The organism is Pseudomonas sp. TKO26 (assembly GCF_003225665.1).
In the GTDB taxonomy this organism is placed as follows: Bacteria; Pseudomonadota; Gammaproteobacteria; order Pseudomonadales; family Pseudomonadaceae; genus Aquipseudomonas; species Aquipseudomonas saponiphila.
The window spans coordinates 259841-276110 of record NZ_QKLN01000001.1; the positions used below are offsets into that span (position 1 = coordinate 259841).

The 16270-nt window shown below is 60.3% G+C and carries 14 protein-coding genes; 9 read left to right on the forward strand and 5 right to left on the reverse strand.

Annotation, left to right across the window (positions count from 1 at the left end; all coding sequences use genetic code 11):
- The first annotated feature begins 103 nt into the window (after positions 1-103).
- The 4 genes from der to DNK59_RS01365 all read left to right on the forward strand — a co-directional run bounded on the left by der (position 104) and on the right by DNK59_RS01365 (position 4175).
- Positions 104-1576: a ribosome biogenesis GTPase Der gene (gene der / locus DNK59_RS01350; protein ID WP_016968329.1), complete on the forward strand. Its 1473-nt coding sequence runs from the start codon at positions 104-106 to the stop codon at positions 1574-1576.
- Between the two features lie 175 nt (positions 1577-1751).
- Positions 1752-2900 (forward strand): pyridoxal phosphate-dependent aminotransferase, encoded by a 1149-nt coding sequence (locus tag DNK59_RS01355; protein ID WP_110722040.1) that lies wholly within the window; start codon positions 1752-1754, stop codon positions 2898-2900.
- Positions 2888-3679, forward strand: a complete 792-nt coding sequence (locus DNK59_RS01360) for an amidohydrolase (protein ID WP_092317052.1) — start codon at positions 2888-2890, stop codon at positions 3677-3679. The genes DNK59_RS01355 and DNK59_RS01360 overlap by 13 nt, the downstream gene beginning before the upstream one ends.
- Positions 3680-3773: 94 nt before the next feature.
- Positions 3774-4175, forward strand: a complete 402-nt coding sequence (locus DNK59_RS01365) for a hypothetical protein (protein WP_110722041.1) — start codon at positions 3774-3776, stop codon at positions 4173-4175.
- Positions 4176-4269: 94 nt separating this feature from the next.
- Here the strand turns inward: DNK59_RS01365 and leuA are convergent, their stop codons facing one another.
- The 4 genes from leuA to DNK59_RS01390 all read right to left on the reverse strand — a co-directional run bounded on the left by leuA (position 4270) and on the right by DNK59_RS01390 (position 9454).
- Positions 4270-5949 (reverse strand): 2-isopropylmalate synthase, encoded by a 1680-nt coding sequence (gene leuA / locus DNK59_RS01370; RefSeq protein ID WP_110722042.1) that lies wholly within the window; start codon positions 5947-5949, stop codon positions 4270-4272.
- A gap of 356 nt (positions 5950-6305) precedes the next feature.
- A complete protein-coding gene (locus DNK59_RS01380; protein ID WP_110722043.1) occupies positions 6306-7127 on the reverse strand; it encodes a peptidoglycan DD-metalloendopeptidase family protein in 822 nt (273 codons plus the stop codon).
- Between the two features lie 3 nt (positions 7128-7130).
- Positions 7131-8510: an exodeoxyribonuclease VII large subunit gene (gene xseA, locus DNK59_RS01385; RefSeq protein WP_092310801.1), complete on the reverse strand. Its 1380-nt coding sequence runs from the start codon at positions 8508-8510 to the stop codon at positions 7131-7133.
- On the reverse strand, positions 8507-9454 hold the full coding sequence (locus DNK59_RS01390) for a LysR family transcriptional regulator (protein ID WP_110722044.1): 948 nt from the start codon (positions 9452-9454) through the stop codon (positions 8507-8509). The genes xseA and DNK59_RS01390 overlap by 4 nt, the downstream gene beginning before the upstream one ends.
- Positions 9455-9556: 102 nt before the next feature.
- Here DNK59_RS01390 and DNK59_RS01395 point away from each other — a divergent pair, with 102 nt between their 5' ends.
- The 4 genes from DNK59_RS01395 (at position 9557) to guaA (ending at position 14276) form a co-directional block, all read left to right on the forward strand.
- The gene (locus DNK59_RS01395) at positions 9557-10327 is read left to right on the forward strand and encodes a sulfite exporter TauE/SafE family protein (RefSeq protein WP_110722045.1); all 771 of its coding nucleotides are present in this window, start codon (positions 9557-9559) and stop codon (positions 10325-10327) included.
- A gap of 132 nt (positions 10328-10459) precedes the next feature.
- Complete coding sequence (locus DNK59_RS01400; RefSeq protein WP_092310809.1) at positions 10460-11008, forward strand: sugar ABC transporter ATPase; 549 nt, start codon at positions 10460-10462, stop codon at positions 11006-11008.
- Positions 11009-11124: 116 nt separating this feature from the next.
- Complete coding sequence (guaB, locus tag DNK59_RS01405; RefSeq protein WP_092310812.1) at positions 11125-12594, forward strand: IMP dehydrogenase; 1470 nt, start codon at positions 11125-11127, stop codon at positions 12592-12594.
- 104 nt (positions 12595-12698) lie between these two features.
- Positions 12699-14276 (forward strand): glutamine-hydrolyzing GMP synthase, encoded by a 1578-nt coding sequence (guaA, locus tag DNK59_RS01410; RefSeq protein WP_092310815.1) that lies wholly within the window; start codon positions 12699-12701, stop codon positions 14274-14276.
- Between the two features lie 290 nt (positions 14277-14566).
- Here the strand turns inward: guaA and DNK59_RS01415 are convergent, their stop codons facing one another.
- Positions 14567-15280 carry a YafY family protein gene (locus DNK59_RS01415; protein ID WP_110722046.1) on the reverse strand — a complete coding sequence of 238 codons (714 nt, stop codon included), beginning with the start codon at positions 15278-15280 and terminating at the stop codon, positions 14567-14569.
- A gap of 260 nt (positions 15281-15540) precedes the next feature.
- Here DNK59_RS01415 and DNK59_RS01420 point away from each other — a divergent pair, with 260 nt between their 5' ends.
- Positions 15541-16164 carry a glutathione S-transferase family protein gene (locus tag DNK59_RS01420; protein ID WP_110722047.1) on the forward strand — a complete coding sequence of 208 codons (624 nt, stop codon included), beginning with the start codon at positions 15541-15543 and terminating at the stop codon, positions 16162-16164.
- Positions 16165-16270 lie beyond the last annotated feature (106 nt).

The window sequence follows — 16270 nt, forward strand, 5'->3', positions numbered from 1 at the left end:
TTGTCTCGACAAGGTTCGCAGCACGTCAAGGTGCTGCCCCGAGCACCAGCCGCTGCCTCGCAGCGGCTTTTGTATTTTCGCAATTAACGCAGTGGAGAGCCGCATGGTTCCCGTAATCGCCCTGGTGGGCCGACCTAACGTCGGCAAGTCCACCTTGTTCAACCGCCTGACTCGGACTCGCGACGCCATTGTCGGCGACCTGTCCGGTCTGACCCGTGATCGCCAATACGGTGAGGCCAAGTGGCAAGGGCGTACCTATATTCTGATCGACACCGGTGGTATTTCCGGTGACGAGCATGGCATGGATGAAAAGATGGCCGAGCAGTCGCTGCTGGCCATTGAAGAAGCTGATGTGGTGCTGTTCCTGGTGGACGCCAAGGCCGGGTTTACCGCGGCCGACCAGATGATCGGCGAGCACCTGCGCAAACGTAACAAGACCTCCTATGTGATCGCCAACAAGGTCGACAACATCGACCCGGACATGGCCCGCGCCGAGTTCGCACCATTGGGCATGGGCGATGCGATCCCGATCGCCGGTGCCCATGGTCGCGGCATCACCCAGATGCTGGAAATCGCCCTGCGCGAATTCCCCAAGGATGACGCCGACGAGCCGGAGGAGGGCGAGGAAGAGATCGTCGCCGAAGGCGAGGAAGCCAAGCGCATTCCGGGTCCGAGCGAGAAGGACGGGATCAAGATCGCCATCATCGGGCGTCCCAACGTCGGCAAGTCGACCCTGGTCAACCGCATGCTCGGTGAAGATCGGGTCATCGTCTATGATCAGCCCGGCACCACCCGCGACAGCATCTACATCCCGTTCGAGCGCAACGACGAGAAGTACACGCTGATCGACACCGCCGGTGTGCGCAAGCGCGGCAAGATCCACGAGGAAGTCGAAAAATTCTCGGTGGTCAAAACCCTGCAGGCGATCAAAGACGCCAACGTGGTGATCTTCGTCATGGACGCCCGCGAAGGCGTGGTGGATCACGACCTGAACCTGCTGGGCTTTGCCCTGGAAGCCGGTCGGGCCTTGGTGATCGCCCTGAACAAGTGGGACGGCATGCAGCCGAGCGAGCGCGACTACGTGAAGACCGAGCTGCAACGCCGGTTGTTCTTCGTCGACTTCGCCGATATCCACTTCATCTCGGCACTGCACGGCACGGGCGTGGGCAACCTCTACCAGTCGGTGCAGAACTCGTTCAAGTCGGCGGTCACCCGCTGGCCGACCAGCCGCCTGACCCAGATCCTCGAAGACGCCGTTGGCGAGCACGCGCCGCCCATGGTCAACAACCGTCGGATCAAGCTGCGCTACGCCCACTTGGGCGGTGCCAACCCGCCGCTGATCGTGATTCACGGCAACCAGGTGGAGAAGGTGCCGAAGTCCTACGTTCGCTACCTGGAAAACACCTATCGCCGGGTATTGAAGCTGGTGGGCACGCCGATCCGCATCGAGTTCAAAGGTGGCGAGAACCCGTACGAAGGCAACAAGAACACGCTGACCGACCGCCAGGTCAACAAGAAGCGTCGTTTGATGTCGCACCACAAGAAGGCTGACAAGAAGCGCCGCGACAAGCGCTAAAAGAGCAGTTGCGAGCGGCAAGTGGCGAGCTTCAAGCGAGGCTGGCGAAGTCTTGCAGCTTGCAGCGGCGACTGAAGAAGGGGACCTTGGGTCCCCTTTTTTAATCGCCGCGCTTTGGGCTATTCTCGGGACCTCCCGCGCCGCCGTAGAGCCGGGTGTTCAGCAGGGAACCCTCATGATCACCAGTAAGCTGCCGCATGTCGGCACCACCATCTTCACGCAAATGTCCCAGCTCGCGGTGGAAACCGGGGCGCTCAACCTGTCCCAGGGTTTTCCTGATTTCGACGGCCCCCAGGCCTTGCGCGACGCGGTAGGCCGGCATATTGCCAATGGCCACAACCAATACGCCCCCATGACCGGTTTGCCGGCTCTGCGCCAACAGGTGGCGGCGAAAATCGCTCGCAGCTATGGCGTCGAGGTCAATGCCGACAGCGAAGTGACCATCACTCCAGGCGCTACCCAGGCCATTTTCTGTGCCATCCAGGCGGTGATTCAGCGTGGCGACGAAGTCATCGTTTTCGATCCTTGCTACGACAGTTATGAGCCGGCGGTGGAGCTGGCCGGCGGTCGCTGTGTGCATGTGCAACTGGGGCTCGAGGACTTTGCCATCGACTGGCAGCGGCTTGCTGAAGCCTTGAGTCCGCGTACGCGGATGATCATCCTCAACACCCCGCACAACCCCAGTGGTGCCTTGATCAGCCGTGCCGAGCTGGATCAGCTGGCGGCCCTGATCCGTGATCGCGACATCTATCTGGTCAGCGATGAGGTGTATGAGCATCTGGTGTTTGACGGTGTGCCCCATGTCAGCGTGTTGGCCCACGAGGAGCTGTATAAACGTGCCTTCGTTGTGAGTTCCTTCGGCAAGACCTATCACGTGACCGGCTGGAAGACCGGTTATGTCGTGGCGCCACCGGCCTTGAGCGCCGAGCTGCGCAAGGTGCATCAATATGTCAGCTTCTGCGGCGTGACCCCTTTGCAGTACGCTCTGGCGGATTTCATGGCCCAGTGCCCGGAACATGTCGAGGAACTGCCAGCCTTCTATCAGGCCAAGCGTGATCTGTTCTGCGACTTGCTGAGCGCTTCGCGTTTCAGCTTCACCCGGGTGGCCGGTACTTACTTTCAACTGGTGGACTATGCGCAGATTCGTCCGGACTTGAATGACGTCGACATGGCGAAATGGATGACCCGCGAACATGGCGTGGCCGCCATTCCGGTGTCGGTGTTCTATCAGCAGCCGCCCCAGGGGCAGCGTCTGGTACGACTGTGTTTCGCCAAACGCGAGGAGACGCTGCGTCAGGCAGCGGAGAAGCTATGCGTGATCTGAGTGCATTACCCAATCTGAATCTGGCGTTGATTCAGACCACCCTGGCCTGGCATGACCGCCAGGCCAACTTCGAACACTTTGAGCAGTTGCTGGAGCAGGCCCGCGGTGCTGACCTGATCATCCTGCCGGAGATGTTCACCACCGGATTTTCCATGGAGTCCGCGACCCTTGCGGAAGCGGAGAATGGACCGACCAGCAAATGGTTGCGTATCCAGGCGAAAAAACTGGATGCGGTGATTACTGGCAGCGTGATCATCCAGGCTGCGGATGGCAGCCACCGGAATCGCTTGCTCTGGGCGCGCCCTGACGGTGAGGTCTGGCACTACGACAAGCGTCATCTCTTTCGCATGGCCGGCGAGCACAACCACTACACGCCGGGCGAGCGGCAGGTGCAGTTCGAGCTCAAGGGATGGCGTATTCGCCCATTGATCTGCTATGACCTGCGTTTCCCGGTGTGGAGCCGAGACGCGCAGGACACCGATCTGCTGCTCTACACCGCCAACTGGCCTGGGGCCCGGCGCCTGCACTGGAACCGCCTGCTGCCGGCCCGGGCCATTGAAAACCTCTGCTACGTCGCGGCGGTGAACCGGGTGGGCACCGACGGCAAAGGCTTTGTCTATACCGGGGACAGTCAGGTACTGGACTACCAGGGCGAAACCCTGCTCAGCGCCGGGGAGGCCGATGGGGTGTTCCAGGTGTGCTTGAGCGCAGGGGAGCTGGCCGCCTATCGTGCACGTTTCCCGGCGAATCTCGACGCTGATACCTTCACGTTCACCTAGGATCGCTTCAGTACTGCACAATTTTTTACATATTGCGCATATCAAGCGTCAAGGATGAAGGCCGATAGCCGGATCAGTCCAGGAGGAATCAATCATGACTACCATTACCGCCAGCATCGCCAATCCTTATCCCTTGTCTGCTCCCAAAACCGCATCGGCTGAAGCTGAAGGTTCCAGCCCTTTGGCACCAGCGAAAGAAAGCCAGGACGGCCAGGGCAAGGAGCTGCGGGTCGACGCTGGCGATGCCAACATCGATGCGGTCACGGCGGGTGGTGATCCGGTCAAGGCTCTGCAGAAACAGATCGAGCAGACCCAGAAAACCCTGACCGAACAGCAGGCACAACTGGCCAATGTGCAGAAAGGGCAGGCCAGTGACCAACAGAAAGCCCAGCAGATGATGGAAGTCCAGGCGCAGATTGCCGTGACCAATAGCACCTTGCAGGTACTGCAAGCCGCTTTGGTGCAGGCCATGTTCAGCGTTGATGTGCATGCCTGAGCTGATGGCAAGTCCACAGTCTCTGGCTTGTGACGCTGAAAACAAAAAGGCCCCGAGGAAGTGAGCTCCTCGGGGCCTTTTTGTATTGCTGCTGTTAAGCCGCCTTGGCTTCCTGCTCGCTCAGGGAGCGATTCAGAGCACTGAACAGCGCCTTGAAGCTGGCCGTGGTGATGTTTTCGTCGATGCCCACACCGTGCACCGCACGCTCACCGTTGACCCGCAGTTCGATGTAGGCCGCCGCCTTGGCATTGGTTCCCGCACCGATGGCGTGTTCGTTGTAGTCCATGATCTCCACTGGCACCGGCAAGCCGGCCACCAGCGCTTCGAGGGCGCCGTTGCCCTTGCCGCGCCAGTGCAGGTTGGTTTCGCCCTGGCCCTTGCTCGACACTTCCACTTCCACGGCGCTGTGGCCGTTCTCTTCCTGCAGGCGATGGCTGACCAGCGCGTACGGGGTGTTGGCCTGCAAGTACTCGCTGTGCAACAGCGCGTGAATCTGCTGGGCGGTCATTTCCAGGCCCAGGCGGTCGGTTTCCCGCTGGACCACCTGGCTGAATTCGATCTGCATGCGGCGCGGCAAGCTGATGCCGTATTCCTGCTCCAGCAGGTAGGCGATACCACCTTTGCCCGACTGGCTGTTGACGCGGATGACCGCCTCGTAGCTGCGACCGATATCGGCCGGGTCAATCGGCAAGTACGGCACTTCCCACAAAGCGTCGGCTTGCTGTTGGGCGAAGCCCTTGCGAATCGCGTCCTGGTGGGAGCCGGAGAAGGCGGTGTGGACCAGGTCACCGACATAGGGGTGACGTGGGTGCACGGCAATCTGGTTGCACTCTTCCACCACTTTGCGCACGCCGTCGATATCGGAAAAGTCCAGCTCCGGGTCGACGCCCTGGGTATAGAGGTTCAAGGCCACGGTGACCAGGTCGACGTTGCCGGTACGTTCGCCGTTGCCGAACAGGCAGCCTTCGACACGGTCGGCGCCGGCCATCAGGCCCAACTCGGTGGCGGCCACGCCGGTACCACGGTCGTTGTGGGTGTGCAGGCTGATGAGCACGCTGTCGCGACGGTTGATGTGGCGGCAGAACCACTCGATCTGGTCGGCGTAGATGTTTGGTGTCGCCACTTCAACGGTGGCCGGCAGGTTGAGGATCACCTTGTTGCTCGGGGTGGCGTTCCAGACTTCCACCACGGCGTCGCAGACTTCCTTGGCGAACTCCAGCTCAGTGGCGCTGAAAGTCTCTGGCGAGTACTCGAATTGCCACTGGGTTTCCGGCTGCTGAGCGGCGTATTTGACGAACAGCTTGGCGGCATTGACCGCGATTTCCTTCACCCCGGCCTTGTCCTGGTTGAAGACGATGCGGCGGAACGACGGGCTGGTGGCGTTGTACAGGTGGACGATGGCTTTCTTCGCCCCACGCAAGGATTCGAAGGTACGGGCAATCAGGTCTTCACGGGCCTGGGTCAGCACCTGGATGCTGGTGTCGTCCGGGATGTGGCCGCCTTCGATCAGGGTACGCACGAAGTCGAAGTCGGTTTGTGAAGCGGCAGGGAACGAAGCCTCGATTTCCTTCACGCCCACGGCCACCAGGGTTTTCCAGAAGCGCAGCTTCTTGACCGCATCCATCGGCTCGATCAGCGACTGGTTGCCATCACGCAGGTCCGAGCTGCACCAGATCGGCGCGCGGGTGATGGTCTTCGACGGCCAGGTGCGGTCCGGCAAGTTGATGGTCGGGAACGCGCGGTATTTGGAGGATGGGTCTTTGAGCATGGTCATGGAGAAATCCTTATGGTCCGGGCCGAAAAGAGGCGGCCTGCCGGTGAGTCAAGAGTGCAGTGTTGACGCAGGGGGATGAGGCACCGCGATTCAGCCTGGCAGTCGTGCGCTGACGAGGCAGAGGCTCCGGTGTTGACGACGCTGAATGAGGGTGTGAGAGGTTTTCATGCGCTCAACCCTAACCACTGGGATGAGAGATGGCAAGCAGTCGAAAAAAATTGAGAGGAATACTCGAAATGGAAGCTATATCGAGATTTTATGCTGCCTATTCTTTAAAAGAATACTAAGGATTGCGCGGTCATTCTGGCCTGCGCAATCCTCGTTGTGGCCGGTCTGTCGGCGGTAAAGGCTTGGAATCAGGGCTGAAACGCCCCGATAAAGATTGCCGGATCGACCCGCGCATCGTTCAGGCTGACGTTCCAGTGCATATGTGGACCCGTGGCGCGTCCGGTCGATCCGACCTTGCCCACTACTGCCCCGCGAGCCAGCGACTGGCCGGCCTTCACATCGATTTTCGACATGTGGCAGAACATGCTGATAAAGCCCTGGCCGTGGTCGACGAACACCGTATTGCCGTTGAAAAAGTAGTTGCCGATCAGGATCACCTTGCCCGCCGCCGGGGTCTTGATCGGCGTGCCTGCCGGTACGGCGAAGTCCAGCCCGGCGTGAGGATTGCGCTCTTCGCCGTTGAAGAAACGCCGCACGCCGAACTTGCTCGACAGCGGTCCGTTAACCGGCTTGTCCAGCAGCAGGTTGCTCGGGGTGTTGGGGCTGAAGCTGCGGTAGGCGCGGATCTGCTCCGCCAGTTCGCCATCGATGCGTTTCAAGTCTGCGGGGTTCGGATTGACCTGACGCTGGTTCTTCAAGGTGATGTGCTGCTCGGGGTATTTCTTGCTGCCCACCAGGAAATTCAGGCTGCGGTTACCGGCGTTGATTTGCTGAGGACCGGGCTTGACCGTCAGCGGGATGCCGACGATCGCCAGCCAGTCGTTCTGTTCCTTGACCACCAGCACCGGCTTGCCCTGGTAGCTGGCCTTGGGCGCCTGGGCGGCATTACCCAGGTTGACCACCGCGACGCCACCGGGCACAGGTTTGTTCAACAGGCGGGTGATGTAGCTGTCGGCGTGAGCGTTGAAGGCCAGGCACAGCAGCAACAGGGAGCAGAGAAAACGCGGCATGGATCAATCCAGTAGAGAAAGGGTGACAGGCGTCAGGTGGTTGTCTTCGACCCGCACTTGCAACTCGCCTTCGCCCAGGCGGGCGGTGAGGCGCTGGCCATTGCGGGTCTGGGCGGCATTGCGAATGGCCTGGCCACGATCGTCCAGCAGGATGCTGTAGCCGCGGCCCAAGGTGGCCAGGGGGCTGACCACATGCAGGGTCTGCATCTGGCTGTGCAATTGCAGGCGGCGAGCCTTGAGGCCTTCGCGCATGGCGCGGGGCAGCCGTGTGGCCAGGCTGTCCAGACGCTGGCGCAGCAGCGCCAATTGTCGACCTGGGTGCTGGGCACCGAGACGGGTTTCCAGGCGGATCAAGCGTTCGCGACGGGTGTTGAGGCTGCGTTCGAAGGCCCGGCGCAGGCGCATGTCCAGGTCGTCCAGGCGTTGTGCTTGCTGGCGCAGGCGTTCGCCGGGATGGCGCAGACGCCTGGCCAGGCCATCCAGGCGCAAGCGGTCGCGCATCAGGCGGTCGCGCATGCGCATCACCAGGCGCCGCTGCAGGCTCTCGACCCGGCGTTGCAGGTCGCTGGAGTCCGGGGCCAGCAATTCGGCGGCGGCGGAAGGCGTGGGCGCGCGGACATCGGCCACGAAATCACTGATGGAGACGTCGGTTTCATGGCCGACGGCGCTGACGATCGGCGTCACGCAGGCATCCACTGCCCGGGCCACGGCTTCTTCGTTGAAGCACCAGAGGTCTTCCAGCGAGCCGCCACCACGGGCCAGGATCAGCGCGTCGAAGCCCCGGGCATCGGCCAGTTGCAGGGCGCGGACGATCTGCGCTGTGGCCTCGCGGCCCTGCACGGCCGTGGGGATCAGTGTCAGTACAACCTGCGGTGCCCGGCGGCGGAACACGCTGATGATGTCGCGAATCACCGCGCCGGTAGGCGAGCTGATGATGCCGATGCGTTGCGGATGAGCTGGCAGCGGCACCTTGCGTTCGGCGCTGAACAGGCCTTCGGCGCTGAGCTTTTCCTTGAGTGCATCGAAGGCCAGGCGCAGGGCGCCGTCACCGGCTGGCTCCACGGTGTCGAGGATCAGCTGATAGTCGCCGCGCCCTTCGAACAGCGAAACCTTGCCCCGGACCTTGACCGCCAGGCCGTCCTTCAGCGCCTGGCGGACCCGCGCGGCATTCTGCCGGAACAGCGCGCAACGCACCTGGGCGCCGCTGTCCTTGAGGGTGAAGTAGACATGGCCGGAAGCCGGGCGAGCGAGGTTGGAGATCTCGCCTTCGACCCAGATGTTGCTGAACACGTCTTCGAGCAGCACCCGGGCGCGGCCGTTGAGCTGGGTGACAGTGAGGACCTCGCGGTCCAGGCCGAGTCGTGCAAAGGGATCTTTAATCATGGGGCGCAGTTTAAGGGGCTGTCAGTCCATGGAACAACGCAATTCGATTGCCAATGATTGCGCAGTTGTTCGACAAACTGCGCCACCAGCGGCGTAGGGTCTTGCCGAAAGGCGAGGGCGACGCAGCTCTGGCAATCGCTATCGGCCAGAGGCAGGAAACGCACACTGGACGGGGCGATGTCCTGCATCGATTCGGGCAGCAGGGCAACGCCGAAACCGGCCTGGATCAACTGCAACTGGGTGGTCTTGCGTGACATCACCCGCGCAGCCTTGGGAAAGAAGCCCTGGCGCATGCACAGCTCGGCCGACAGATAGCTCAAGCCCCCACGCTGGGGATGGGGGATGGAGATAAAGGCTTCATCGCGCAGTTGCGCCAGCGCCACCCCCTGGGCCGGTGGATCAAGGGCCAGGGGATGCTGCGGCGGCACGGCCAGCAGCAGGGGTTCACTGAACAAGGGCACGATTTGCACTCCCTCCCGTTGGCGCAGTACCGGCAGGCGTAGCAGGCCGGCATCCAGGCGGCCTTCGGCGAGTTCTTGCAACTGCGCCTCGGATGACAGCTTGACGATGTCCATCGAAGCTCCGGGGCACGCTTGCAGATACTGGCTGATGCCCCGCAGCAGACGACCGCTCATGGGCACGGTGCTTGAATGACTGAGGCGCAGCGTACCCAGTTGCCCCTGGCCGACCTGGCTGGCCAGTTCCGCGGCCTTGTGCAGTTCGCTCAGCAAGTTGCGGGCCTTGGGCAGGAAGGCTTCACCAGCGGCGGTCAGCCGAGGCTGGCGGGCGGTACGTTGGAACAGTGGGGTTTGCAGCTGGCCTTCCAGTTCCTTGATCTGTCGGCTGAGGGCTGACTGGGCAACGAACAGGCGTTCTGCTGCAGCGCTGAAGCTACCGCTCTCGGCAATTTCCACGAAGTAGCGCAGTTGACGAGTTGAAATCACAAGGCATGCCTTTTTGCGATGGGTTGTAGGCATTGACGATATTAGTCGCAAGGCTCGCCGCTGGCTAAAGTCTTTGCTGATCTAGTTGGGGAAGTCGCAGTGATGAGCGTGATCATCGAGGGGTTGAATCAGTGGTCGTTTGGCCCGGGTGCCTGGTTGGCGGTCGGCCTGGGCATCGCGCTGGCGTACATCGTGTTTGGCATTGCCGGTTTCGGCACGGCGCTGGTGGCGGGACCGGTGCTGATCCTGTTCATGCCGTTGTCGAAGATTGTGCCGCTGTTGGTGCTGCTCGATTTTGTCGCGGCTTTCGGCAACCTGTTGCCGTCGCGAAAGGACGTGGCCAGGCCGGAGCTGTTGCGCCTGCTGCCCTGCATGGCGTTGGGCTGCACCTTGGGGGTGATTTTCCTGCTCAACCTCAAGTCCGATCTGCTGCTTCTATTAATGGGGCTGTTTATCAGTGCCTACGCCATATACAGCTTGTGGGTGAAGTTGCGTCCGACTCAACTGGCGGCCGGCTGGGCAGTGCCGATGGGAGTCGTGGGGGGAATGTTTGGCGCATTGTTCGGCAGTGGCGGCTTTCTATATGCCATTTACCTGAACAGCCGTTTGCCCAAGGACCCGGCACGGGCTACCCAGAGTGCCTTGATCAGTTGCAGCACCGTGGTGCGTCTGAGCCTGTTCGCCCTGGCCGGGGTGTATGCCGAGTTGCCGCTGTTGCTGTTGGCTGGGTGTTTGTTGCCGTCGATGGCGTTGGGCTTGTGGGTGGGCCGGCGCTTGACCATGAGGTTGTCTCGGGAGGCTTTTGTACGTTTGGTGACCTGGCTGGTGCTGGCCAGTGGCGTGGCCTTGATCGGGCGCTACCTGAGTACTTGACCTGCGGGGTTCAGGGATTAAGCTGCGGGCCTGCATATTCATTCGCCGGCAAGCCGGCTCCTACAATTGACGGTAGGAGCCGGCTTGCCGGCGAACGCGTTCGTACTGTCCCAGCACGTTTCAGGCTTATCCATGAACTCGCAAAGCATCCTCGTCCCGAAAATTTCCACCCTGCCGGTGCATGAACCCCGGGCCCGGGCCATCGTGCGCTGGCTGGTGCGCAAGAACATTGTCGAGGAAACCCTGAGCACTTGCGGGCGCACCGGCAACCGCATGGGCCATGCGATTGCGCCGGGGGCACGGGAGGTGGTGCTGCGTCCGGAGGCGCTGCCTTTTGGCGAGCCGATCAACGGCCTGGAGATCATTACCAAGCGCTGCATCTATACCCCGGCCAAGGGCTTTCTCGAAGAAGCCGGCTGCGCCGAATGCCGACAGGAAATCGGCGAGGCGCTGTTCGAAAGCCTGGAAGAGTGGATGCCCGGTCGTACCGATAACTTCATTTGCCCTGAATGCGGTCATGAAGATGACATCAACGGTTTCCTGTTCCTTCAGGAGTGTGGTTTTTCCAACTTGGGTTTTATCTTCAATAACTGGGCCGAGGCGGGGTTCAAACAGAGTTTTATCGACGAGTTCGCCGACTGGCTGGATCAGCCGGTGAGTTGGGTGAAGGTCGAGTTGTAGGGGGAGGATGTCCCCATCTATCACTCCGGCGATATTAGCCAGAGTTTTACATTGAGCCCGGGTAGGTGTCTGAGTATAATGGCGCGCTTCCATTTTCCCGCCCGGGAGCCCCCGCGATGCTGCGTATCAGCCAAGAAGCCCTCACCTTCGACGACATTCTCCTAGTGCCCGGTTATTCCGAAGTACTGCCGAATGAAGTCAGTCTAAAGACCCGTTTGACCCGTGGCATCGAGCTGAATATTCCACTGGTTTCCGCCGCCATGGACACCGTCACTGAAGCCCGTCTGGCAATCGCCATGGCTCAGGAAGGTGGTATCGGCATCATCCACAAGAACATGACCATCGAGCAGCAAGCTGCCGAAGTGCGCAAGGTCAAGCGTTTCGAAGCCGGTGTGGTCAAAGACCCCATCACCATCGAAGCCGACGCCACCGTGCGTGACCTGCTCGATCTGACCAACATGCACAACATCTCCGGCGTGCCCGTGCTGCACAACGGCGATCTGGTGGGCATCGTGACTTCCCGCGACGTGCGTTTCGAAAGCCGCCTGGAAGTCAGCGTCCGTGAAGTGATGACGCCTAAAGAGCGTCTGGTCACCGTCAAGGAAGGCGCCGACAAGACCGCCGTCCGTGAACTGCTGCACAAGCACCGCATCGAGCGCGTACTGATCGTCGACGACGCCTTCACCCTCAAGGGCATGATGACCGTCAACGACATCGAGAAAGCCAAGGCTTACCCACTGGCCAGCAAGGACGACCAGGGGCGCCTGCGTGTCGGCGCTGCGGTCGGTACGGGTAAAGACACTGGCGATCGCGTTGCTGCGCTGGTCAACGCGGGTGTCGACGTGGTGGTGGTGGACACCGCCCACGGTCACTCCAAAGGTGTGATCGACCGCGTTCGCTGGGTCAAGGAGAACTTCCCAGAAGTGCAGGTGATCGGCGGCAACATCGCCACCGGCGCTGCCGCCAAGGCTCTGGTCGAAGCCGGTGCCGACGCCGTCAAGGTCGGTATCGGCCCTGGCTCGATCTGCACCACCCGTATCGTTGCCGGTGTGGGCGTGCCGCAAATCAGCGCGATCGCCAATGTTGCAGCGGCGCTGGTCGGTACTGGCGTTCCGCTGATCGCCGACGGCGGCATCCGCTTCTCCGGTGACCTGTCCAAGGCCATCGTGGCCGGTGCGTCTTGCGTGATGATGGGTTCGATGTTCGCCGGTACCGAAGAGGCTCCGGGCGAGATCGAACTGTTCCAGGGCCGTTCCTACAAGGCCTACCGTGGCATGGGTTCCCTGGGCGCCATGTCCCAGGCTCAGGGCTCTTCCGACCGCTACTTTCAGGACTCCTCCGCAGGTGCCGAGAAGCTGGTGCCGGAAGGCATCGAAGGTCGCGTGCCGTACAAGGGCACCCTGACCGCGATCATCCATCAACTGATGGGTGGCCTGCGTTCTTCCATGGGCTACACCGGTAGCGCCAACATCGAAGAAATGCGCACCAAGCCGGAGTTTGTCCGCATCACCGGCGCCGGCATGGCTGAATCCCACGTCCACGACGTGCAGATCACCAAGGAAGCGCCAAACTATCGCGTAGGTTGATAGTGATCGCCTCCAGGTCCAGGCCTGGGGGCGATTGACGAATTTAGTAACCGGGGCTGTGTTTTTCAGCCCCGTGTCGTTTCTGAAATTAGACGAGACTGACCATGGCCCTCGACATTCACGCCCACCGTATCCTGATCCTCGACTTCGGTTCCCAGTACACCCAACTGATCGCCCGCCGCGTGCGCGAGATCGGGGTTTACTGCGAACTGCATCCGTTCGACATGGACGACGCAGCGATCCGCGAATTCGCGCCCAAGGGCGTCATCCTCGCCGGCGGTCCCGAGTCCGTGCACGAAGCCAACAGCCCTCGCTGCCCGCAAGCAGTGTTCGACCTGGGTGTTCCGGTCTTCGGCATCTGCTATGGCATGCAGACCATGGCCGAGCAAATGGGCGGCAAGGTCGAAGGTTCCGACCTGCGCGAATTCGGTTACGCCCGGGTTGACGTGGTGGGCAAGAGCCGCCTGCTGGACGGCATCGAAGATCACGTCGACGCCGATGGCCTGTTCGGTCTTGATGTGTGGATGAGCCACGGTGACAAGGTCACCAAGATGCCCAAGGACTTCCACATCCTGGCCAGCACCCCGAGCTGCCCGATTGCCGGCATGTTCAACGACGACCTGCGCTACTACGGCGTGCAGTTCCACCCGGAAGTGACCCACACCAAGCAGGGCGGTCGCATCCTGTCGCGCTTCATCCTCGACATCTGCGGCTGCGAAGCGCTGTGGACCCCGTCGAAGATCGCCGAAGACGCCATTGCCCAGATCCGCGCCCAGGTCGGCACCGACAACGTTCTGTTGGGCCTGTCCGGTGGGGTCGACTCCTCGGTGGTGGCGGCCCTGCTGCACAAGGCCATCGGCGACCAGCTGACCTGCGTCTTCGTCGACAACGGCCTGCTGCGCCTGCACGAAGGCGAGCAAGTGATGGCCATGTTCGCCGAGAACATGGGCGTCAAGGTGATCCGTGCCAATGCCGAGGAGCAGTTCCTCAGCAACCTGGCCGGTGAGTCCGACCCGGAGAAGAAGCGCAAGATCATCGGCCGCACCTTCATCGACGTGTTCGATGCCGAGTCCTGCAAGCTGGAAAACATCAAGTACCTGGCCCAGGGCACCATCTACCCGGACGTGATCGAGTCGGCTGGCGCGAAAAGCGGCAAGGCCCACGTGATCAAGTCGCACCACAACGTGGGCGGCCTGCCGGAAGAAATGAACCTCAAGCTGGTCGAGCCGCTGCGCGAGCTGTTCAAGGACGAAGTCCGCCGTCTGGGCTTGGAGCTGGGCCTGCCGTACGACATGGTCTACCGTCACCCGTTCCCGGGCCCGGGCCTAGGCGTGCGCATCCTCGGTGAGGTTAAGAAGGAATACGCCGACCTGCTGCGTCGCGCCGACCACATCTTCATCGAAGAACTGCGCAAGGCCGACTGGTACCACAAGGTCAGCCAGGCATTCGTGGTGTTCCAGCCGGTGAAATCGGTGGGCGTGGTGGGCGACGGTCGTCGTTACGCCTGGGTCGTGGCCCTGCGCGCCGTGGAAACCATCGACTTCATGACCGCGCGTTGGGCGCACCTGCCTTACGAGCTGCTGGAAACCGTCAGCGGCCGGATCATCAACGAAATCGAAGGCATCTCCCGCGTCACCTACGACGTGTCGAGCAAGCCGCCGGCAACGATTGAGTGGGAATGATTGGGCGTCCGGTATTGACCGGTACTCTCTAGCAAGAAACACCCTGAAGCCCGCGTAATTGCGGGCTTTTGGCTTTCTGGGGCTGGTCAATCCTGGCAGCGTCGCGCATCGCCAGGCGCCTTATTGATGTGGCAAGCGGTCGCCATGACAGTAAGCGTCCGCCCAATGCACCTTGCGTGGCTTTTTCCCAGGTCACTTAACACTATCGTCACTGAATACCACGAAGCTTTCACATCGATTCGACAGAGGTCAGACAATTGGATGCCTCATAAAACGCCAAGTAGCGCGGGCTAAGACAAGTGCTGGGGTGGGCTTCGATGTCGCTGAAAAATGTCCGCCTCGCGCCATTCTTTAAGCAAAACCTGCCGGCGACGCGGATAGCGCACGAGACTGATTGTCAAAGCAGAAATGCGGTCTGTTCTAAAGTGACGGAACTCTTGTCTGAGTTCACACCATCCGGCGAGCATTCGAACATGGTCAAAGTAACCTAGTGCAACTGGCCAAATGGTTCTCTCGGAACGACTACCCTTCAGGTCGAGATACTGGATCTGTATCTTATGCTCAATTCGAATGGCCTTTCGAATATTAGACAGGTCGATTGCCTCTCTTTCGGCGTGGTTACTTTTTCCGACCATCAATGAATTAGTATCCAGTGACGTTCGCAAGTCTTGGGGCAAAACAGACGCTATTTTCGATAGCGCTCCCTTTGCCGCACTACTCAGTTGTAGGTCAGCACGCTCCGATACCCAGCGAGAGCCCAAGACAAGGGCTTCAATTTCTTCCTCGGTAAACATCAATGGCGGAAGCATAAAGCCAGGGCGTAAAACGTAGCCAAGCCCCGGCTCTCCTTCAATGTTGGCCCCTTGTCCTTGAAGGGTTGCAATATCTCTGTACAGCGTACGGAGGCTTACCCCCAGCTCCTTTGCCAAATGACTGCCAGCCACTGGAAAGTGATGCCCGCGTAGGGTTTGAAGCAGATCGAATAATCTTTCGGTGCGTGACATGAGCGTTTCTGAAGTGCCGTGATCTTAATAAGATGCTGTTATAAATTGACAGTAAATCAAAGAATTCGCCATCAACCGTTGGGTGAGCCTGTAGGCCAAGTTACTCGGCAATGCGGGGTGGATATTTCATGGAAAGTTTTCTCTTGGCGTCCGCGCCCATGAGAGGACAAGCGGCCGTACACCTGCATCACTACTGCCACTTTCTGTCAGCATGCAGGGCGACAATGACCGTGTTGTTCACTAACTAAGGAGTTTACGTCATGCGTCTTTATTACCATCCCATTTCGACCTGCTCGCGCCGAGTTCTGATGACGGCCCAATGCCTCGGGATCCAACTCGATCTCGTACTCGTCGATCTAGTCAAGGGCCAGCAAAACTCTCCTGAATTTTTGAAGCTAAATCCGAATCATCGGGTTCCGGTGCTAGAGCATGACGGGTTCGTACTCTGGGAGTCATATGCAATCATGCAGTACTTGGCGGATATGGTTGCTGATCAAACAATTTATCCCATCAGCCCACGGAGTCGCGCGGATATCAATCGCTGGCTTTTCTGGTGTGGGCAATATTTCATGCCGGGTGTGGCGATACTGAATTGGGAAAACTCGATCAAAAAAATGATCGGGATCGGCCCGGCGGATCCGCTTGAGGTTGCTCGTGGCGAGAGCCTTTTCCTCGATGCAGCGAAGATCCTTGATGAACACCTTGGAGATCGCGAGTGGATTTGCGACACCGGTTTGTCACTGGCCGATCTCGCGATTGCCGCCCCCTTGGCCGACCAACACAGCGCCAAACTACCAATAGAAGGTCGGCCCAACCTCCAGCGATGGCTAAAGCAGGTTCAGGCGCTCGACTCCTGGAAGAAGACGCAGGCAGATGTTCAGTAACGAAAGAGTGGAAGTTCACACGAGTCCCCCACTCGCAGCGAACTTAGCCTTTTAAAACAATTGCTCCGAATAAAAACATTGAGACGGGCTTGTTGGGAATTCCAAA